The sequence below is a fragment of the Desulfonatronum sp. SC1 genome (assembly GCF_003046795.1).
In the GTDB taxonomy this organism is placed as follows: Bacteria; Desulfobacterota; Desulfovibrionia; order Desulfovibrionales; family Desulfonatronaceae; genus Desulfonatronum.
The window spans coordinates 1-21,365 of record NZ_PZKN01000020.1 but is presented as its reverse complement, the minus strand read 5'-3'; the positions used below and the strand labels follow the sequence as shown (position 1 = coordinate 21,365).

Here is a 21,365-nt window from a genome sequence, read left to right as displayed (position 1 = left end):
ATGATCTCCACGATCCTGTCCCTGTTTTTTCCCAACACTCATGCCTTGTTCTTGTGGCATGACAAGATCGCTGCATACTGCACGGTACCCTATTTCGGACTCCGGAAGGCATCAGCTCAAAAAGTGGAAGTCGCCTCCACCCAGGATAATAACCCCCCGTCCCGCGCGCACATCGGCACAACCTTGCTGCCCGGGTCGGAGGATGTTTGGCACCTGGGATTGCCGTTGAAATACTTTATTCTCGTCAATCTGCATTTTCCCGCTGCCGCAGCCGACAGCCTCGACCAGGCCGTGCGGTTCTCGCTCATGCGCCATGTTCCCTTTGATCTTTCCCAGGCCCGTGTGGGATATGCAAGGCATAGCGGCAGTGGCAGCGGCAACGGCCTTGACCTTGAAGTCTCGGTGATTGAAGAAAGCGCATTGCAATCCTTGTCAACGGCCTTGGGCCAGGTCGGTATTTTTCCTGCCGGGGTCTTTCCCTCTCTGGTATATATTGCCAGAGTGCATGGCCGGGACGGAGTCTATGTCCACGGAGACAACAGCATGGCCGAAGCCCTGCTCCTGGAAAAAGGGCGAGTTGTTTTTCATGTCTGGGACGACATGCCGGTCGGCGGGACAATAGTCGATTTTTTGCGTTCCATCAGCCCAGTGCTCATGAATCGTCCGCAACCGCCTGAATGGATTTTCGCCTGGGAATGCGCCATGTCCTCCCAGGATCTCCTTGAGGGTTTGGGCCTGCAAGACGGCAAGGTTGAAGAGGTCGTTCCCGAGTTTTCCAGGGCGCTTCTGGAAAAAGCTCCATATCGGATTGCCCTGGAGCGGCCGGGGGTGGCGGCAAAGCAGAGGATATCCCTGTGGTTGCGGGTCGGCTTGGCGGTATTGTTTCTCCTGGCGTTGACAGCCTATCCGTTTGGAGGGCTTTTCGGAAAGAAAGCGCATCTTCACAAGCTTGAGGCGGAAATTTCCCGGATGAAACCGCAAGCAGATATCATTGCTGAAAAACGTTCGGAAATTCAGGATGTTTCTGATTTCATGAAAGATGTTTCCAAGAACGCCAAGCTCCGGCCTCGGGTCATGGAACTGCTGCATGAAATGACCCAGGTGCTTCCCGGAAACGCTTGGCTGGAGTCGTTTGTTTTTAGCCAAGGTCGCGTACGCATCCAGGGGCGAGCAGATTCAGCCACCAGCATCATCGAAGCGATGGAGAATTCCCCGCTCTTCCGTGAGGTGCGCTTCGAGTCGCCGGTGACGAAGTCTCACAACAAGGATGTCTTTCAAATCAGCGCGGAAGTGGTCCATTGAAAATCTCGACGAGTCAGAAACTGAAATGGTTGCGCGACGCACCCCTCAGGCTGCGGCTGTTGTTGGCGTCCTGCCTCGTTCTCGGGCTGGCGGTACTCGTGAATATGGCCGTCGTGAGTTTCGATGCGTACAGCCGTGCACTGGATGAGGCTATTGACATGAGAGGGTTGGAACACCAACGGCTGAAGCGGGACATCATCAGTGGCGAGAAGTATGCCGGGCTGCATGCCGAGGTTGTCGGCCTGAGGGAAGAGGTGGTGGATGCCAGGCTGGTCAAAGCCGGCACGCTTCCTCTTTCCGAAGCCATGTTTCAGAACATTGTCAATGAATGGGCCGATGCATCCGGAGTCAGTATTCTCAGCATGCGGGTCCTCCCGGTGGTGGAAAGGGGAGGGCTCGGTGAGATGCGCATGGCGATCAATACCAGGGCGGAGATCGGGGGTATTCAAAATTTCATGGAACGTGTTGAGCACGGTCGGCGTTTCATTTTTTTTGACGAAGTGGAAATCAAGATCATCAGCCCGCATGAGAAGCGCTACTATTACTTCAATGCCCAACTTACCTGCTGGACGTTGCTGTGAGGCGAAGGTTTACGTGGGAAGCGAGAAATTGGGGATGCCATGGGCAATTTGCCTGAAGTCCGTTTGAGGTGAAGAAAAATGATGAAGCGTAGCCTCAGTCCCAGCATGGTGCTCAACGTCGTGTTCTTCACGGGATTCCTGGTCTTGGCCTGGGGGACCTGGAGTTCTTACGATGCCTGGACGGACGCCTCTCCAGGCAACGGGGAGGAACGCGCGGACGTGGTTTCCGCGATGCTTTCGCAGGAATTGCGGTTGTTGTTTCCTGATCCGTCTATGGGCTCAGCCCAGTACGCTATTGTCACGGATAAAAACCTTTTTTCTTCTGAACGCAGAGCATGGTCGCCTCCTCCGTCAGTTGCCGGCGATGCGCCCCAGGCAGAGCCCCAAGCCCAGACTTTTCTGCCGGATACCACTGGGATAAGGCTCTATGGGACGAGTATCGTGCCGGACCGGAAAACAGCCTTGGTATATTTTGAGCGTTTTGCCTCCAGGCAGAAACATCGGATATTGGAGGAGGGCGAGACAGCTCGGGATGAGGGGGAGCGCGGCGAATCATTCTACTTTGTGCTTAAAAAACTCGAACAAGACTCCGTTGTGCTGGTGGACGCCCAGGGACGGGAACATGTCATCGGTCTCTATGAGCACATGCGAACGGAGCCGCCGCGGGGCCCGCAACAAAGCACCAGGATGAACGCCCAGTCCGCCCCTTCGGCCACTGCCGGCGAGAATGAACCAGTCAGGCGCGTGGAGGATATTCCTGAGTCGTTGGAAGAGCGAGAGAGATTAGCCAAAGAGGGCCGGTTGCGTCGAATCAGCACGCCGTCCGGTCCCGTATTCCAGCCTGTTGAGTAGGTCGTGCCCTGTTTGATTGACGGTTGGGATCCATATCAACCTTTTCAAGGATTCTGCATGCCCAAGCATTGCTTGTTGTTGATCCTGCTGCTGCTATGCACACTATCATGTTCGTCCGTGGCACCGGCTCCGCGAGACATGGCCACGTTGCCTGGTCCGGTTGTGGGAAAAAAGCCTGAAGCAGACGACCCTCGCGCAAAAGTGGTCTCGACGGAGCCGGGCATTGTTCGCCCTGAGGCTTCTGAAATTTTCAGGCAGTTGGGAGAGCAGAATCGCGAATTCAACGAACGAATCCGTCAGGCCATGGCAGGGCCGCCTCAGCGCCTGGCAGCGCAAGAGGCTGTAAGCCCTTCGGACGACGCGGTCGGTGATGCTCAGCCGTTATCCATGAATTTTTACGACGCGGACCTGGTGGAGGTCATTCGATTGTTCATGAGCCTGCTGGGTGCGGACTATATTCTGCATCCCCAGGTGTCTGGCAGAGTGTCCTTGACGGTGTCGGACTCTTTTCGTCCGGACCAGATGCTGGATCTGCTGGCGGGCATTCTGCGCATCAACGGGATGGTCATGTCGAATGTGGACGGCATTTTGGAAATCATGCCCCTGGCCAGGGCCCCGAGTCTGCTTCCAGGAGGCGTGGTCCTTTTTCCCGAGGGCGGCCTTTCCCCGCGCCGCGGGCAAATGATTCAAGCCTTCCGGTTGCACTTCATCTCAGCCACGGAAATGACAACCATCATCAGGCCTTATTTGTCCGAAGGGGCCCAGGTGTATGCCCATGACGCCAACGGCATCATGCTGGTCTGCGACTTCCCCCACTCTCAGAGCAAGATCGCTGATTTGATCGCGGTGTTTGATGAGAGCGTATTCGCGGAGATTCGGGCCGCGACCTACTTCCTGGAGTACGTCCAGGCTGAGGATGCCGCCAAGGAATTGGAGGAGGTGGCCAAAACCTTCGGTCTTGGCTCGGATCAGCCGGGAGTGCGCGCTCGGGTGTCTTTTCTGCCCCTGGCCCGGCTGAATACCCTTTTGGCCTTGACCCGGGATGAGCAGGTGTTGGAGTTTATCGATGCCTGGGTGCGTGAGCTGGATCGTGAACTGCCGGTGCACATCCAGGAACAATACGGCCAGGGGGTTTACGTCTATTACGTCCAGTACGGCAATGCCTCGGAAATCGTGGCCAGCCTCCAAGGGCTTTTTGAATATGTTGAACCGACCGACGACGAGGACAGGGGGCGAAGATTTCCTTCAACAGCCGAGACTCCTCCGGCTGATCCGGCCCGGCCGGGACCCGAGGTGCTCACCGCTGAGTTGCCGCCCTTGATTCGGGACGCCCCCTTCCCGACACCTGTGGGGGATGCGGCTTCAGCCAGCGGAAAGCTGTCCGGCCCGGTTGTGTTCGTGGTGGACGAACCCAATAACGCCGTATTGATCCGGTGCAGCACGGTGGATTATCCGAAGATCATGTCCATTATTGAGAAACTGGATCAATATCCCAGGCAGGTGCTCATTGAAGTGCTTATCGCCGAGGTCATGTTGACCGAGGATATGCGCTTGGGCATGGAATGGCAGATGCTCGGCTACCGGGACGGCGTACATCAGAACATGAGCCTGGATACGGGTATCGGCGGGATTTTCATTGATCCCACGGGAGCTGCTTCCATCACTTCCGGTCTTTCTTATGTGGTGGCGAGCACGAGTCGTATGCGGGCGGCCTTGAAGGCTTCGGCCCAGGACGGCCATGTGCGTGTCTTGTCCTCACCCACGCTTTTGGCCTCGGACAACAAGCCCGCGGTGATCAATATCGGCGAGGAGGTGCCCATTCCCACCTCCAGGCTGACCCGTCACGACGACACTGACCCAAATAGGCGATCCACGGAAACCACCATCCAGTATCGAGATACCGGTATCATTCTCAAGGTCACGCCCAAAATCAACAAGCAGGGCATGGTGCGCATGGAGATTTCCCAGGAAGTCAGCCAGGTTTCATCCACCCCGGTGCCGGGCGTGGACGCCCCGCGCATCTCCACGCGGCATGCTTCCACCACCGTGGCCGTCAACGATCAGCAGACCATAGTCATCGGCGGGCTGATACAGCAGGCCCAAACGGAAAACACCACCGGCGTTCCCGGCCTGAGTCGCATCCCGCTGTTGAAGTATTTGTTTGGATACGAGCGGAAGCAGTTCGAGAACTCGGAACTGATTCTGTTCATCACGCCGCATGTGGTTATCGACGAGCAGGACTCCACGTTCATCACACGGGACTTTCTGCAACGTCTGAACAGGATCAAGGCGGGAATGCGTTAGCCACGCGCCATAACCATCAACTACTCCCCCATGTCCCTCATTCAACGCATGATCGACGCCAATCTGGTCCTGAAACGGGACTTGGATCGGGTCTTGGCCGCCGGAGAAGGGCGAGAGCCCCCGCACGTGTTGGCCCTGCGAGCCGGTCTGGTGTCCGAGGAGGACTATGTCCGCCTGCTTTCAGAGACATTGGGATATCCGATTTGCGACGGTCTGCCTCCGGCATTCAACATCAACGATTTTTCCGGGCTCTCTTTCCCATTCCTGGAGGCGCATGCCTTCTTTCCTTTGGAACTGACCGACGAATCCCTGCGCGTCGCTGTTTTCGACCCTTTTGACCATGTGCTTTTGGGTGCCTTGAGGAGATTGTTTAGCGGTCGGACAATCGAAATGCATGTCTGCCGTCAGGAGCGGATCAAGGGGTGGATCCAGGAGTATTACAGCCCCGATGGGGCCGAGCAAAAAGAGCAGTCCCCGGAAGAGAGCGAGACTCCCACCGGTTTTCAACACATTGAAGATATTGAACAGATTCGGGACTTGGCCTCAGAGGCGCCGGTCATCAAACAGGTCAATCAAATTCTCACCGCCGCGGTGGAGAATAGGGCCAGCGACATCCACGTGGAACCCTTCGAGGACAGGGTCCAGATTCGTTTCCGCGTCGACGGGGTGCTTTATGAGCATGTCCGCCTGCCGATACATCTGCATCAAGCTTTGACCACGCGGATCAAGATCATGGCCCGCCTGGACATCGCCGAGCGGCGTATTCCCCAGGATGGCAGGATCAGGCTGAAGGTCGCCGGCAAAAGCATAGACCTGCGTGTTTCCTGCCTGCCGACCATGTTCGGTGAAAGCGTGGTCATGCGCGTCCTGGATCAGAGCAGCATTTCCTTTTCCCTGGAAACCCTGGGATTCCCACCACGAGAACTGTCCTTGTTCCAGGAGATCATCCGCGCCCCGCACGGGATCGTCCTGGTCACGGGACCGACGGGCAGCGGTAAGACCACCACGTTATACTCCGCCCTGAATACCATTGCTTCCATGGAGAAGAAAATCATCACCATTGAGGACCCCGTGGAATACGAGCTGGACGGGATCAATCAGATTCAAGTGAATGCAAAGGCCGGGCTGGGTTTTGCTTCAGGCCTGCGCTCCATTGTGCGTCAGGACCCGGACGTGATCCTGATAGGCGAAATCCGGGACAAGGAAACCGCGGATATCGCCATCCAGTCCGCCCTGACCGGGCACTTGGTTTTTTCCACCCTGCACACCAACGACGCGGCAGGGGCCGTGGCCCGCCTGCTGGAGATCGGCGTGGAAGACTACCTCCTTTCCTCCTCCCTGATCTGCATCATGGCCCAGCGCCTGGTGCGCCTGCTGTGCGATCATTGCAAGGAGCCGCTCATTCCTGACGCTGATCTTGTGCGGCGCTACGGCCTGGGCGATGAGGGCAATCATCCGCAATCCCTGTTCATGCCCATGAGCTGCACTTTGTGCAAGCAGACGGGATACCGCTCCCGCACGGCCATTTTTGAGTTGATGGTCATCACCGACGCTATCCGGGAATTGATCCTGCGCAGCAAGAGCACCACGGCCATCCGCAATCTCGCCATTGAACAGGGCATGACCCTGCTGCGCCGGGACGGGTGGGACAAGGTCCGGGCCGGCGAGACCTCCATCGAGGAAGTGCTGCGGGTCACGGGGCAGTGAGACTGCCCTGCCTCCAACCGAGGCATGGAAGACAATCCCTCAGCCGGTCGGGCTTGGGAATGTTCTTCTGCCTCATATTGATTACGGCAGTCTTGAGGAATTTGTCGATTTTGTTGCAGTTATTGGCAATCAAGTCAATCCAGGTCGAGCATCTTAATATTCTTACGCCAGGGAAGCCTCCCCGGTTTGGAGTAAAAAAAGGCTGCTCGGGCTTCGCTATCTAATCCAGCAAAAGAAGCATTAACGGTCCGGCAATGCCTGCGCTTCGGGATTCCGATTGCGCACCGCCGCCAAGGTACCAATCCAGCTTCGCGGCATCGCCGAACGCGGCCTGTCCGTTCAGCGGACCGGTCTGCAATCCAAGCACGGGGGATGCACCGGCAATGCCGTTGAACGCCCAGACATCCTGGGATGGGTAAAGATAGGCCGGCGTGACCTCCTGCGTGCGCAGCAATTCCAGCATATATGGATTCACCAGCCCGCCGGCCTGGCGCCGCGCTTCAAGCAGATCAAGCATGGCCTGGCCGTTGAGCAGACCGCCGAGACCCTGATTCCGGCCGTCATTTGTTACGGGCGCTCCAGTGGCGAGGATCTCGAAGTTGTAGGCGTCAACGCCCTGGATGCGAGGCACGTATCCTGTCCAGACCCCCGTGGTGGGAAGCTTTGTGTTGTTGACAAAGGAATTTGAGTGAATGACGCCCGAGGCGATGGCGTTGTAAATGGCATAAAGCACATTCGGCCTGTTGTCGCCCAGGTTGGCGACCCATTGCGGTGTCGTGCTCAGGTTGTTCCAGGTAGAAGTCCAGATGCAGTCAAGTGCCCCCTGGGCCTCGGTCACTTCGTACACGGCCCCGCCCGCGTTGTGCACGGCCGACCACAGCACGGTGGCTTTCGCCCCGCCGGTGTAAAGTGTGAAGTCCGTCAGCCGCATGGTGTATGATGAGCCGACCTTCGTGAACCCCACGTAGGCGGTCCAGGCTTCGCCGCGTACCTTTCCTTGGGCCGGGTCATGCATGTACTGGGGAAGGCCCACGCGGAAGCCCGCCTTGGTCCAGTTTGGTCCTGTGCCGGAAGTCAATCCCGTCCACGGAGGAGACGCCGAAGCGGTTGTGATGATTTGGTCCAGCGCCCTGGTGAAGCTGCCGATGCCGGAGGCGAACCCGGAGCCGGTGCTTTGATTGCGAGTTATCCATCCAATGGGGTTGATTGCACCTGGAAACGAAAGCGTCTGCGAAAACCCGCCGCCGCTCGTGCCAAGCCAGGAAAAAATCGGTTGGGCGGCGAAGCCTGCCAAGGTCGCGCCAACAGCCGCGGTTGATTGCCCCTGCCCTGCCCCATAGACCATGGTGGGGGCAGGGGAAGGAAGATTTGAGACCTCAAGGCGAGTCAGGAAATCGAAGCGATCGATCCAACTGAGGTCAAGCGTGCCAGGATTGCCGCTACCATCGAAGCTCCATTCGAAATAATTGTTGGGTTGAGTAGTTGAAGGGCTTGGTTGTGCGGCCGCAGGCTGGGTGTTGCTTAGCACCGCATACATGCGCGTGCCGCCGCTTGTGCGATGGATGCGCAACTTGCCTTGGTTGATCTGGCTCAATTGGACAACCGCGTACGATCCGGCATTTGTGTTTCCGGCAGTCCAACTACCTGATTTCAAATAATCGAACTTGAAATTGGTCACCAGCCATATCTGCGAGTTGGATGGCGTAGCCTTGTAAAATTCTTTCGAGGCAAAATTGTTGTGCACCGTCATCTCGTAAAAACCATTCCCGCCAAGGGCCCATGGCACCGGTATTGCCAACAGTGTCAACAGGCATGCGGCCAAGGCAGCACGTATGCCCGCTCTTGAAAGGCCCGCAACGCAAAACCGATTCATTCGCATGTTCATGGTCTCGCCCTCATTGCGCTTGCATGACTTCCTTTTCACGTGACAGGATAAATCAGGCCAAACAAAACAGTCGTTGATATAGTTCTCTCAAACGGTGTCATGATAACCCTACGCTCCAAGAACGTCTATTCCTCATCCAAAAGCAGCATCAAGACACCGGGCAGGGATTTTGGCGTGTCTCCATCGTATTGCGCCGTGACCGACTTATTGGCATTCATGACCACGGTGCAGGTTCTGGTGGCGACATTTGTCGAGTTGCAGCCGATCCAAGACGTAAAGTCCCCATTGCCGCTGATTGCAGGGGCCGTCAAGGTGATGCTCGTATTGTTCGCTATGCCCGCTTTTGTATAGTTGGTGGTTCCATCGTATGTTGAAGGAGTGGCGGCGATGGGCACGCTGGATGCGCCAGAGGAATTAACGCTGAGGGTTCTTGTTGTGGTGGTTGTGAAACCCGTTCCTGAACAGCTAAGGGAACTTGTCCCGCTGGTTTTGTTCGAATATAGCGTAATTGTTCCTGAATAGCTCTGAGCTGCTGTTGGACTGAAGGTGACGCTTACGGTGCGTGAACTTCCCGCCGCGATTGTTCCACCGTTCCAATCTCCGGTGAACCCTTTGGGATAGGTGATTGAGCTGACAGACAGTGTCGCGTTGCCGTCATTATATATAGTAAATGTTCGGGTAGCGCTCTGGCCTACGGCCAAGTTGCCGAAGGTTAGAGCGCTGGACAGGCGTGAGACTCTTGTAGCGTTCATGATCCTGATCAACGCCGGTTCCCATGCCAAGTCATAGCCTCCGGCAGTGGAGCTGGAAGAGAAATTGACCAGGGTATTGCCTGCGGACAAGACCCTGAACGCGACCCGGAACAGACGCACCGGCAAGCCGTTCGAGGGCCATTCGCCCTCGGTATCCAACCAGGAGAGATTGACCTGTCGATTCGTCGCTCCGTTGCCACCCTGCCCCAGCATATTCTCTTCTTGGTCTCCCAGCACAAAAAGACTTGAATTGAAAACCTGATATACACCTAGCAACTCTAGGGCATTAGTATTCCAGTGCATCCTCAGGCCAAGCCCGGGCAGGTTCATGTTGCCATCGCTGGTAGTGTAGTATACGTCGAAGGAAACTGTGCTATCGGTGTATGCAGGTATGTGTTTAGGTTGAGCAGACACGATTTGTTCAACGGCATACCCAGGTGCAACAAACATGAGAAGCAGAAAATTAGTAAAAAACAATAATTTTTTTATCATTTTAATCTCTTCAAATTAAATCTGAACGTATGTTTCTTAATAAAAAAATGACTGAAAAATAATATCAAAATTCTATGTTGTAGAATTTTTCAAATTATCATATATCGCGTACAAGGATTAGATAATAAAGTGAGTTTCTCGACATGCTAGTTGACGAGCCAAATAAAAAATCTACAGTCCATGAGTTATTAGCATTATTTATAGAAGGTGAAGCCGACCAGAATCTTGATACTAGATCTAGTTGTTGAAGAGAAAAAGGGAAAATTCTAGTATTGATACTTGGATAATAAGTGCATTCCTCAACTAGGCTGCGGAGCTCTTTAACATTTGGCAAACGCCAATCTTCATGGCCACCATAACGACTTGAATATGCCGCGAGAAATGAATCTTTCCACGTGTATTTATTATATAAACCACTACATAATCCTCCAATCCATTCCTGACCCTCTACACATCTCTTCCACATCAAACCATTTCTTGTATCTATAATAGTTCCATCACTCTTAACAAAATACACTTCATCTGGATTAATTGGTGGTAAATTATTAACGCATACATTGTTCTGTGTAGCATGTTCAGATGGAAGACCTCGACTAACAAGGCGCAGGTTTAGCTTTTCAGTGCGAAATCTTGATCCTGTTTGACCGTTTTGCCACCCACCAAGGACCAAGGTCCATGCAAGCTCAGAAGCATCAGCCGTTTGTGTAGATGTCCAGAATCTTGATGAGACTGGTGACGGGTTGTTTGGGAAATAATTCGTTTCAATAGCATAGTTCCTTCCATAATGGACTATTGTTTCCAGTTCTTTCACCGTAGGAACACGCCATGACATTTCACCACAAAGATTTACGGAATTCACCTTATTTGCATAATTTTCAGTGTTGCAATGCAAACTGCCAAGCGTACCGCCGCAAGTAGTTGTGTCGCCAGGTGCACCTGCATTCCCATCCGGACTTTGAATGAAATACCAGGAGTATGTATGATCCTTGTGGCGAAAGTTGGTGCTGTCATCCACTTTGACCTCCCACATTAGACCCGTGACATTGTCACGGGTGCAGGCCCAGTCGCTGGGGCCGTTGCCCGGTTGGGCAGTGGCCGGGAGTGCATGGCCACTATTAGATATCTTGGTAAAATCGAACCCCGCTTCGCCATCACCAACCTTGTTTAGCGTACCTGCCAGTTCCTTTGCGTCCCGGCCGTGGTGTGCGTCCTGGCCCCAGGGCTCTTCGCCTATGCAGGGATTGTTGTTTCCGCTTGATGTTCCACCACAAAACTGGACGCCTGTGTCATTAAGCCGTTTATACTGTTCGTCCTTCCCTGCTTGATTCACTGTGAACTCACGGTTTATATCGCCACCGCTGATGGCGATTTTCCCACTGCGAGCCTCACCGGTGTTAGGATCAACACTGTAGATCACAGTATAATTTCCGCTGCCTGCGCTGCCGTCGGATATTGTGATCCATGTCGCACTGGTAGTTGCGGTCCAGGAAATGTTTGAATAAATGCTGATGGTCTGGCCTGTGTAGTCTATAATTGAATGTTCTCGAATCTCTGGACTGGTAGTAATATAATTCTCTGCGACAGTATACTCCGCTGTTTTCAAATCGCTGGGGGTAAAACCACTTTTATATGCCCTGGCCTTAAGTGTTCCCGGCAAATTTAATGTCACTGATTCAGTATAGAGATTACTGCTCTCGGTAACCTCTTCAGCAGGATTAAGAGTGTAGCGAATCGTTGCACCGTAGACCGAGCTCATGGTTACATTTAATGAACTTCCTGGATATGATCCACTATCGGGACTAAAACTAGGAACAGGCAGTTTTTCAGCTCTTGAGTAGGAAGCTGTTTTCTCAAAGCTAGGGTTCATGTCATTTTTGTAAGCCCTAGCCTTGAGGGTGCCGGGCAGACTGACCGTCACAGGCCCTGTGTAGAGCATACTGCCTTCATTGACGTTTTCATTGGGATTGGTTGTATACCGGATTATTGCATCCTGAACAGCGCTGATGGTCACGCTCACTGAGTCTCCAGGGTGATTGCCGCCATCTGGACTGAAGCTAGGCTCAGGAACACGTTCCGCTCGGGAATAAGAAGCAGTTTTTAAGTCGCTGGGATGCATATCGCTCATATATGCCCTAGCCTTAAGTACGCCAGGAAAACTGACTGTAACAGGCTCTGTGTAGAGCCAGCTATTTTCATCGACATCGTCGCTAGAATTGGTTGTGTAGCGTATCGTAGCACCTGGTATCGTTTGGATAGTCACGTGTATGTTATGTCCGGGGTAAGCTCCCCCATCAGGATTGAATGTCGGCATCTCAACTTTCAACTCTGGTGGAATCCAAACATAATCCTGGTCTGATTTGTTCATGGTGATTTTGACCAGTTCCAGCACGGCGTTCTCAAAAAAACCACTGCTAAAACTTGCCGTGACCTTGCCGCTCCAATTATATGGAACGGCAAAAGAGTAAAAGCCGCCATTGGCCGTGACCACGGAGTCCAGCTTCTCGAATGTGATACTTACACCGTCCACACCCGTACCGGTCAGTTTGTTCGTTACCTGTCCTGAGATCAAAGGCTTGGGTGGTGTCCAGTAGAAATCAACGTTCGACTTGTTACCAGTTTCTGGATCGAACGAGCCGCCACTGGGATGCGTCGGCGTCATTATGCCATTCCATGAATATGGCACGGCATGGCTATATTCACCTTCGCTGTTGGTGTAGGTTTCGCCTGCATTATCTGAAAAAACGATTTGTACTCCAGGCACTCCGCCTGTGGAATTGTCCATTTCCACGCGCCCGGCGATGACATGGTCCGGGGGGGGCCAGACATAGTCCTGGCCAGTTTTGTTTGCGGTAACATTGGTATGCGTCAGAACCGCATTCTCAAAAGTACCGCTGACATGGCTGGCCGTGGCCTCGCCGCTCCAACCGTAGGGTACTGTAAATCGATAGTACCCGCTATTGTAGGTAGTGGTTTGCCCTTGCCCCTCGAAGGTAATAGTCACCCCATCCACGCCAGTGCCGTCCTGCTTGATGGTCACTCGCCCCGAAATGACGGGATTCAGGACCCATGTGAAATCCGTATTGTTCTTACCCCCCTGCTCTGGATTGAATGTGCCGCGATCTGGGTGTGACGGAGTCAATTTGTCATCCCAGTCATGTGTAACCACCCATGAGTAGTACCCATCCTGTCCCGTCACCGCCGTGCCGCCGTCGTTGGAAAAAGTGACGGATACGCCCTGGACTGGCTGGCCTGTGACACTGTGGGTGACCCTTCCGGTAATGGTTTGTCCTCCAGGTTCCCAGGAAAAATTTTGATTTGACCAATCTTCCTTTATCTCTGTAATATTTTTGAAAGGAGGGTCGAAGTTGCCACCCTCGTGTCTGTTCGGGACGGCTTTCCCTGTGTACAGATAAGGAACATCGATGGAGTAGTGCCCATTATTGTTGGTGCTGGCATTTCCTCCATTGTTCGACAATTCGATAGTTACGCCATGAATCCCGGAATTCGTTGTCTTGTCCGTGACGCGGCCGGAAATCGTCATAAGTCGCGATGCAGTGAAATCTTGATCGGATAGGTTATTGGTTACTGATGAGTATGAACGGGAAGGTGGGGACCATGATCCTTTGATTTCCTGGGGGGTTGCTGTGCCAGTCCAGTTGTAGGGAACGGACTTGCTGTAGTCTCCGAATGCATTCGTTGTTGCCTGGCCGCCGTTGTTGGAAAAAGTGATAGTAGCATTGGGATAGCCTGTTACCCGGCCGGAAATGAAAAGAGTGTTTGCCGCAGCTTGATTCACGGTGAAGTCAAGACTGGAGCCCCCACCGTTAAGGGTGATCTTTCCACTGCGGGGTTGGCCGGAATTCGCGGTAATGCTGTACGTAACAGTGTTGTTGCCGCCACCCGTGCTGATGCCGGTAATTGTTATCCATGTGGCGTTACTAGAAGCGCTATGAAGATTGTTCGATGTGACACTAATAGCCTGGTTGGTATAGGACGAACTGGTATGGTTCCAACTGCTAGGGCTGATAGCCAGGCTTGGAGCCTCTGAATATGTTACGCTGATCGTGTTTATCTCGCAGTTCCTGATAGTGACTTTGCGGTTTGTCGGGGCATGCCAGCCATCAACGGACTCGAATTCGACACTATGTTCACCAAGTGTAATATCGTCCTCGATTTCGCCGCTTTTGAACCATTTCGTCGTTCCAGTGCGCCGCCATCGTGCGTTGGAACTGACGGTTTGAGGCACGATATTGACTGTTAACGATCCTCTTAACATGCTTTTCGCGAAAATGCCGAACTCAACGAACCGTTCATCTTTTGGGTCGTCGTTTACCAAAGTAAGATACCATTCATCTATTGATCCTTCAGAAGGAATTGACCATTCAACATTATTAACACCTTCCACAATTTCTGAGACAAATGAATTGACAAAATCACCATTTCTTTTTCGTATAGTTCCTTTGAACGGCCCGTCAGTAGATTGTATCCCTACATAACGCGGACAAAAGCTTGATATTCCCTTATCATTGATTCTGAACACCGTGCTGGTCAGGCGGGGCAAAAAGAGTCGCGTCATCGTGGTTGCGGTAATTGGCGTCCTTACAACCTGTGATATCAAGCCATCATTGTCAAACAATAAACCTTCTGGCTCGTTATTATCAATCAATATTCTATCATTTTTTATAACTGTCGCATATGTAAAATATTCAAGTGCAGTTCCAATATTTCCTTTATTTCCTTGTCCAAAGGCTTCTCCAAAGTCGCATGTATGGTCGTTTATCGTGTTAAGCAATCGTTGCGTTCCATCGCTTAACGGGGTGTACCATTTAAAAAATTGAGGAAGAAATGTTTTACCAAACGTGCATCCATAATTCTCACCATCTGCTTTATGAAGCAATTTGAAGAATGGAAACCTGAAGTATGCATTATGGCCTCTGGATAAATTATCATTATTGTGTATGGAAGGTAGCCCATTTGTTTTATAGGCATCAAGTATACGTGGTGCACTGAATTGGCCGTTAGATTGAAATATTTTTCTATTTAAGTAGTCATTGTCTGTATCATACACTTCATCTTCAAACCAAACAGCAGTCCCCTCAGAAGCCCACATAATTTTATCGCTATTTACTGAATAATTTATTATGCTGCCTGTCTTATATTGAGCATTATGAAAATATTCATGTACAATTGTAGATTTAATATTTTTTAATTCTCTTTTCGGCTCATTATCGCAAAATTTGTAATGATTTAAATGGATAGTTTTAGAGTCGTCGGTGTTTAAATATCCAGAAGTATTGCAATCCATTGTATGAATGTATATATCCATTTTCTTGTCATATTCTAAACCAAAAATCTTAAATTTTTTTATTGCATCAATCATTATGTTAGAAATTTCTTGTGGTGTAATGTTAACCCATTTTGGAAAAAAATATCCATCATATGTATATAAATTTATTATTTTGAATATATAATTATCTGAAGATCCGTCATTGTGATCAATTTTTCCTGAACATATGTCAATATATTCAATTTTTTGACCCCATGAAGTATCTTTTTCGCATTTCATTCCTGCCGTGATTTGTAATAGTTCGTTCGATTTATTTATTATTGAAGAATCAGGAAAATTATCAAATGTATCGACGTCATATAGATATGAATCCATGTCATAAAGACCTATAAAACACTCACTGCCGATCCTTTCGACAAGAATTGAGGTTCGCTGATAATCAATACGTTTAATATCATGAACTACTGGTATCCAAATGGAATCAAGCTTTCCTGTAGTGTTGCCATAAACAAACAAGATCAGCTCATGGGCATATCTTCCTTCCGGCAATTCCAACTCTGGAAAGACGATTTCGATCCAATCTTCCCCTTCCGCTGCCACCGGCTCGATCCTGAAGAAATTAGTAAGCCGGATCACATCATCAGGGATTGATTCCGTATCCACTTCTGACGGATCAATAATCGACACAGCAGCCCCCCCGGTCCGGGTCTGAAGGCTGCTCGTGGACATGCTACGTCCTTCCGGTCCGGTAATCTGCTGCGGCAGGAGGACCTCCAGCCCCTGAAGGTTGCCCTTGTCTTCCGTGACCGTGATCTGCGTCCGGCCGTCCTCAAGCTGGGATTGCGTTGTCTGCACGGGTACGGTCCGAGCCACGCTAACAGTAAATGTCAGTTCAGCCGTGGTCTCTCCATCCGCGGCGCTGATGCGCACGCTCACGGTCTGGCCCTCGAGTTCCGGCCCCGGAACCCAGACAATGGTGCCGCTGCGCTCATCGATTTCCATGCCGGCTGGGCCGTCAAGGAGTTGATAGGAGAGCATCCGGGCACCGGTATATTCCACGCTCGGACGTAGGGACGCGGCGATCCCGGACAGCAGCGGCGTGGAAACTGTCGGGGGAAGAAGTCGGATATGGGAAGCGGGACGATCATGTGTCGTTAGCCAGGAGCGAACCTGATCCGTATGCCATCGCCAGGCTTCCTGGCCCAGTGCGTCCTGAACCAGCGCATCACCGGAATAGCCGAACATGTGTCGGGTTACCAATACGCCGTCGGTTTCCTGTGACAAGACGCCGTCGCCATCCACGTCAAGCATGGTCTGGCAGGCCGGGGAGTCAAGGAAGGCAACGATGTCATTCGCATTTGTTCTGCGGGCGTTTTGGCCGAGTGCGTCGCGGGTCAAATCCTCGCCGCGATTCCCGGCCAGATAGCGCATGATCAGCAGCCCGTCGGTCAGGGCGTTGACCCGGCCGTCCTGGTCCACGTCCAGTGTGCAGGAGGCGCTTGTCGCCGCGGATGACCATTGTGAAAACAGCGTGAGATTGGCCGGAGGCATGGCGAACGAAGTGCCCGGAGACCGTGAGAGCCCCGAACCATCGGATTCGGTGTTCCATCCCGCGAAAGCTTGACCCTCTTTGGTTAGAATGCCTGTATTTCCCAGCACTAGAACCAGAGCGCCTTCAGTGTAATGATTGTTGTCGACGGGTGGACTGCCGGAATTGTGGTCCAGGCTTACGTAGGTGACGGTGTAAGTGTCGAGAACCACACCAACCCCGGAACAGACCATGACATCCGTCCCGCTGGTCGCGTCGGACTCCACGGTAATGGTCCCGGAGTACTCCAGGGCAGCGGCGGGGTGGAAGGTCACGGTCAGAACCCGCGAGCTTCCCGTATCAATCGTGCCGCCGGACCAGTTGTCGCTGAACCCGTCGGGCAAACTGATGGAGCCGACCGATAGCGGGCTGTTCCCGTCGTTGTGGATGGTCAGCGTACGCTGGGTGCTTTGGTTCACGGGTACGTTGCCGAAGGAAAGGTCGCCAGACAGACGGATGACCCTGGTGAAAGGTGTGTAGCTCGCCGTTACCGTCTTGTCTTCATCCATCGTCACGGTGCAGGTTCTTGCGGACGGATCAGACGTGTCGCACCCGGTCCAGGAAGCAAAAATCGAGGTCTCACTGGTAGCCGGTGCTGTCAGGGTGATGGACGTACCATCAGGTATGTTCGTCTTGGTGTAGTTTGTAGTGTCGGCGTAATCGGTCGGATCACTTGTGATGGATACGCCGGAGGCACCAGTGGAGTTCACAGCCAAAGAAACAAAAGATCCAACAGTCGAATGCCCGGCACGCACGGCACGAACGTAGTGGCTAGCCGGCTTACCGCTGACGGACACATCGCCGGAAAAGAAATAGACGAGCCACGCGTAGTCCGGAAAGTGGGCGTTGGTAGTAGACGACCAATAATGCTCAGTATAATCAGCGAAAACAGGGGCTATACTCGGAGAAAAAAGTGAATAATCCACCAGGGATTGCAGCTCGTTCCTGTTGGGCAGCCGCCAATCATCCTGGTTGGCCCAGGTCAGGCTCTCGGCAGCTTCCATGGCCTGCTGCCAGGTTCGGGGCGTTGCGCTGCCCGTGCATTGGCCGCCAGTCCAAGTCTGGCCAAAACTGCATTTCTGCCACATCAACCCGGTGGTCGTGTCCGTCACTGTGCCGTCACCATTGTCATGAATAATCGAATCACCAAATGACTCAGACTGTCCGGCACGCACGGCACGAACGTAGTAATTATCCGACTTGCCGCTGTTGTTCACATCGCCACTGTAGAAGGGCACGTACCACGCGTGGCTCGTATTTCCGGTGTTGGTAGTAGACGACCTGTAATAGGACGACACATTTTTTGGAAACCAAGCGGCATCAATCCACAGCGGCCCTGCCGCGTTGACCAGCGAGGACAGTTCCTTGATGTTGGGCAGACGCCAGTTGGAAAAGCCGCAGTAATTGGCACTGTTCAGTCCGGCGATGAACACGTCCTGGGCGTTTTGCCAGTTGTACGTGTCGTCCTTGTTGGCGTTGGTCTTCAACTCCCAGATCAGTCCGGTAACATTGTCCCTGGTCATCATCCAGGGGCCGCCCTCGTCCACGTGCAGGGCGTTGTCCGACAACACCGTGTCGTCATGGCCTAGCTTGGTGTAGGACCGCGGTAGCCGGGGCTGGTAGCGAGCATCCTGGCCATAGAAAGGATCACCGGGACCAACTGAATCGCACGGGATTTCAGCAGTGTTGTTGTAGCACTTGGTCTGGCCGGTGTCCGGGAAGGGATAGTAGGTCTGGGCAAGGGCGGAAGTGGAAAAGAAAAGACCGGCCAGGATGGCGATGGACACGACAAAGGCTTGTTTCATGATGGGTTCCAACTCAAGGGTTGTGATGGCTGAAGGCGGAAATACAAATGCCCACCGTCACCAAAAAAAACAGGCGATGGCAGGCGCTGATTGACGAAATATGTCCGTTGTCGGTCGACAGTAAATTCCGCACAAGGCGTGGCCCTGTGTGGCGGGGGGGATGGTAATGGGATGAGGGGTTGGCATGAGAATTCTTATCTGCTGGGAATAATCTTCTCCCTCATCTCGATTACGGCAGTCTTGGAAAAAATTTTTAGTTGTTTTGCATTTATTGGCAACTAGGTCAACCCATTCCTGCGTTACAAAGGAGCCATCCTGGCAAAGCCAGCATTCGTGACAAGTTCAGGCAAAGCAGCCTGCGAAACCGTTTGCATTGGCAAGGGACCATTTGTCACAAAAAGGGCGGCCCCGATGGGACCGCCCTGCAGTGTTTGGACTGAAGAAGTGCCTTGCGGGTTACTCATCCAACAGCAGCATCAATACCCCGGGCAGGGCCTTGGGCCGGAGGTTGGCCGTCAGGTCGCGGTTCCTGATTGCCGGGAAGGTGTACTGCTCATCAGTTGAGACCACGCAATAACCTGTCCACTCCGGCCAGGTCTCGATCCATTCGTCCAGAGCAAAGCCCGACTTCGGCAGGACGGTCATGATCACGCTTGCGCCGTGATTGTAGGAGCCCGCGCCGGTGACCGTCCCGGAGTTCGCGGGATTGATTTGACCCGATATGTCGTACCTGTTCGCAACCGGGCTGAAATTGGCCCGCAGGGTGCGGTGGCGCGTCGCGGTGAACGAATACTGCTCGTCGCAGGAGACGACCGTGTTGCCCTCGGTCCAGTTGACAAAGGCGTATCCGGAATTGGCCGTGGCCCGCACCGTTGCGGTCGAGCCATACAGATAGCTTCTGCCCCCGGTAGTCGTGCCTCCGGACGAGGGATTGGGCGAAGTCGAAACGACAGGGTTGGCCAGCTTGACCACAAAGGCGTCAGAGTATCCGCCGGCATATGCCCGCACCGGGCTGCCCCAACTCTCGGCGCTGTACCCGGCCACATACATGTTGCCGCTGGTGTCCACGGCAATGCTGGAGCCATATTCATGGCCTCCGCCGCCCAGGAAGGTGTGCCAGACCAGAGCGCCGTTGCTGCTTCTGAGTCTGGCCACAAAAGCGTCAGGGTCTCCGCCACTTTCTTGAAATGCTCGCAACGGGCTGCCCCAGGAGGCAAAGCTGGGTCCCGTGGCATAGACGTTGCCGCTGCCGTCAACGGCAATTCCAGCACCTTCGTCCCAGCCGCTGCCGCCCAGGAAGGTGTTCCACTGCAACACGCCGCTGCTGTTGAGTTTGGCTATAAAGGCGTCCCCGCTGCCTTGATGTGCCCGCACCGGATTGCCCCAGGAGGCATTGCTGTACCCGGTCACGTAGACATTGCCGCTGGTGTCCACGGCAATGCCACGGCCATCGTCAACGCCGCTGCCGCCCAGGAAGGTGTTCCACTGCAACACGCCGCTGCTGTTGAGTTTGGCTATAAAGGCGTCCCCGTTGCCTTGATGTGCCCGCACCGGACTGCCCCATGAGGCATTGCTGGATCCGATCACATAAACATTGCCGCTGCCATCCAACGCAATGCCATCGCCAGAATCCCCGAGAATGCCGCCCAGGAAAGTGTGCCACTGCAACACGCCGTAGCTGTTGACCATGGCCACAAAGGCGTCTGAACTTCCCTGGTATGGTCGTTCAGGTGCCGGGTTGGTCTCCCACGCTACAGAGCAGGTTCCGGCCACATAGACATTGCCGCTGCTGTCCACGGCAATGCCGGAGCCTTCTTCAGAGCCTCCGCCGCCCAGGAAGGTGTGCCATTGAAAACCGCCGTTGTTGTCCAGCTTGGCCACAAAGGTGTTCCAGTCACCTGAAAATGCTCTCTTCGGGTTGCTCCCCCAGGAGTCTGACGATTGGCCCGACACATAGATACCGCTGCTGAGCACGGCAATGCCATAGCCATAGACCCGACTGCCGTTGCCGCCCAGGAAGGTGTGCCATATTCGGGCGCCGGTGCTGGGGTTGAGCTTAGCCACATATGCGTCAGTAGGGCCTGAAAATGCCGACTTGGCCCCTTCGCTCCAGGAGCTTCTGCTGACCCCCGTAACATAGACCTTGTTGCTGCTGTCGATGGCGATGTCGTGGCCATCGTCACCATCATTGCCCCCAAGAAAGGTATTCCAGGACAGAATCGGGTCGATGATCACCGGAACGCCGGGCAGGCAGTCGCCCAAAGCGAACCCGACCTCTTGTTGGCCGTGCAGCACAAAGGACGCGTCGACAAAATATTTTTCCCCGTCCACCTCCTGCCAGGCGAGGGGAGTGGATTCGACCATGTTTCCGTTCTCAAAGGCCGTGACCAGGTTGCCCTGCTCGTCCAGGCTGACCGGGCGGTTATAGCGCAATCGGATGCCGTCCACGGCCGGGCCGGTTTCCGTGTAGTCAACATAGTAGAAGCTCTCCAGGATGCCGCCCTCGGCTGCCCTGTAGACCACATCCACGCCATCCCAGACCCCGGAGTAGGTCACCGTGCCCAGGGATGAAATACCGTCGGCAGACAGACCGCCATCTTCAGCCACGGGCTGCACCGGATGGCCTCCGGCAAACTCCACCCGCAGGACGCGGTCCAGCCCGGCAACATATACGGAGTCCTTGCCGAACCCGATGACATGGCCCCCGGAAGCGAACTGGAGAAGATCGTCCCTATCGGCGTTCAGGCCAAAAGACTTGCCCGGTGTCTGCCGGTCGTGCGGCACGGGATGATGTGCGAAAGAGGAGGCGG

9 protein-coding genes are annotated in these 21,365 nt (G+C 53.7%); 5 read left to right on the top strand and 4 right to left on the bottom strand.

The annotated features are described in order from the left end of the window. From C6366_RS11520 to C6366_RS11500, 5 genes are all read left to right on the top strand, one after another. Positions 1 to 1,302 carry a PilN domain-containing protein gene (locus C6366_RS11520; protein WP_107738097.1) on the top strand — a complete coding sequence of 434 codons (1,302 nt, stop codon included), beginning with the start codon at positions 1 to 3 and terminating at the stop codon, positions 1,300 to 1,302. Further along, positions 1,299 to 1,883, top strand: a complete 585-nt coding sequence (locus C6366_RS11515) for a GspMb/PilO family protein (RefSeq protein ID WP_107738096.1) — start codon at positions 1,299 to 1,301, stop codon at positions 1,881 to 1,883. The genes C6366_RS11520 and C6366_RS11515 overlap by 4 nt, the downstream gene beginning before the upstream one ends. 78 nt (positions 1,884 to 1,961) lie before the next feature. Beyond that, positions 1,962 to 2,735, top strand: a complete 774-nt coding sequence (locus C6366_RS11510; RefSeq protein WP_107738094.1) for a hypothetical protein — start codon at positions 1,962 to 1,964, stop codon at positions 2,733 to 2,735. A gap of 57 nt (positions 2,736 to 2,792) precedes the next feature. Further along, positions 2,793 to 5,039 carry a type II secretion system secretin GspD gene (gene gspD, locus C6366_RS11505; protein ID WP_107738092.1) on the top strand — a complete coding sequence of 749 codons (2,247 nt, stop codon included), beginning with the start codon at positions 2,793 to 2,795 and terminating at the stop codon, positions 5,037 to 5,039. Positions 5,040 to 5,069: 30 nt separating this feature from the next. After that, entirely contained in the window at positions 5,070 to 6,746 is a 1,677-nt protein-coding gene (locus tag C6366_RS11500; protein ID WP_107738090.1) for a GspE/PulE family protein, read from the top strand. 220 nt (positions 6,747 to 6,966) lie between these two features. Here C6366_RS11500 and C6366_RS19325 read toward each other — a convergent pair whose 3' ends face one another. The 4 genes from C6366_RS19325 to C6366_RS11480 form a co-directional block, all read right to left on the bottom strand. Next, the gene (locus C6366_RS19325) at positions 6,967 to 8,631 is read right to left on the bottom strand and encodes a hypothetical protein (protein WP_146164837.1); all 1,665 of its coding nucleotides are present in this window, start codon (positions 8,629 to 8,631) and stop codon (positions 6,967 to 6,969) included. Positions 8,632 to 8,756: 125 nt separating this feature from the next. After that, positions 8,757 to 9,875: a choice-of-anchor D domain-containing protein gene (locus C6366_RS11490; protein WP_107738086.1), complete on the bottom strand. Its 1,119-nt coding sequence runs from the start codon at positions 9,873 to 9,875 to the stop codon at positions 8,757 to 8,759. 97 nt (positions 9,876 to 9,972) lie between these two features. Continuing rightward, positions 9,973 to 18,555 (bottom strand): DUF1566 domain-containing protein, encoded by an 8,583-nt coding sequence (locus C6366_RS11485; protein WP_107738084.1) that lies wholly within the window; start codon positions 18,553 to 18,555, stop codon positions 9,973 to 9,975. A 456-nt stretch (positions 18,556 to 19,011) separates the two neighbouring features. Then, positions 19,012 to 21,365, bottom strand: a 2,354-nt coding sequence (locus tag C6366_RS11480; protein WP_233248477.1) for an SBBP repeat-containing protein, incomplete at its 5' end; no start/stop codon positions are given.

What these genes read in the sequence shown, in the direction of transcription:
- C6366_RS11520 (WP_107738097.1), top strand. Translation starts at nt 1, where the DNA reads ATGATCTCCACGATCCTGTCCCTGTTTTTTCCCAACACTCATGCCTTG.
- C6366_RS11510 (WP_107738094.1), top strand. Translation starts at nt 1,962, where the DNA reads ATGATGAAGCGTAGCCTCAGTCCCAGCATGGTGCTCAACGTCGTGTTC.
- gspD (WP_107738092.1), top strand. Translation starts at nt 2,793, where the DNA reads ATGCCCAAGCATTGCTTGTTGTTGATCCTGCTGCTGCTATGCACACTA.
- C6366_RS11500 (WP_107738090.1), top strand. Translation starts at nt 5,070, where the DNA reads ATGTCCCTCATTCAACGCATGATCGACGCCAATCTGGTCCTGAAACGG.
- C6366_RS19325 (WP_146164837.1), bottom strand. Translation starts at nt 8,631, where the DNA reads ATGAACATGCGAATGAATCGGTTTTGCGTTGCGGGCCTTTCAAGAGCG.
- C6366_RS11490 (WP_107738086.1), bottom strand. Translation starts at nt 9,875, where the DNA reads ATGATAAAAAAATTATTGTTTTTTACTAATTTTCTGCTTCTCATGTTT.
- C6366_RS11485 (WP_107738084.1), bottom strand. Translation starts at nt 18,555, where the DNA reads ATGAAACAAGCCTTTGTCGTGTCCATCGCCATCCTGGCCGGTCTTTTC.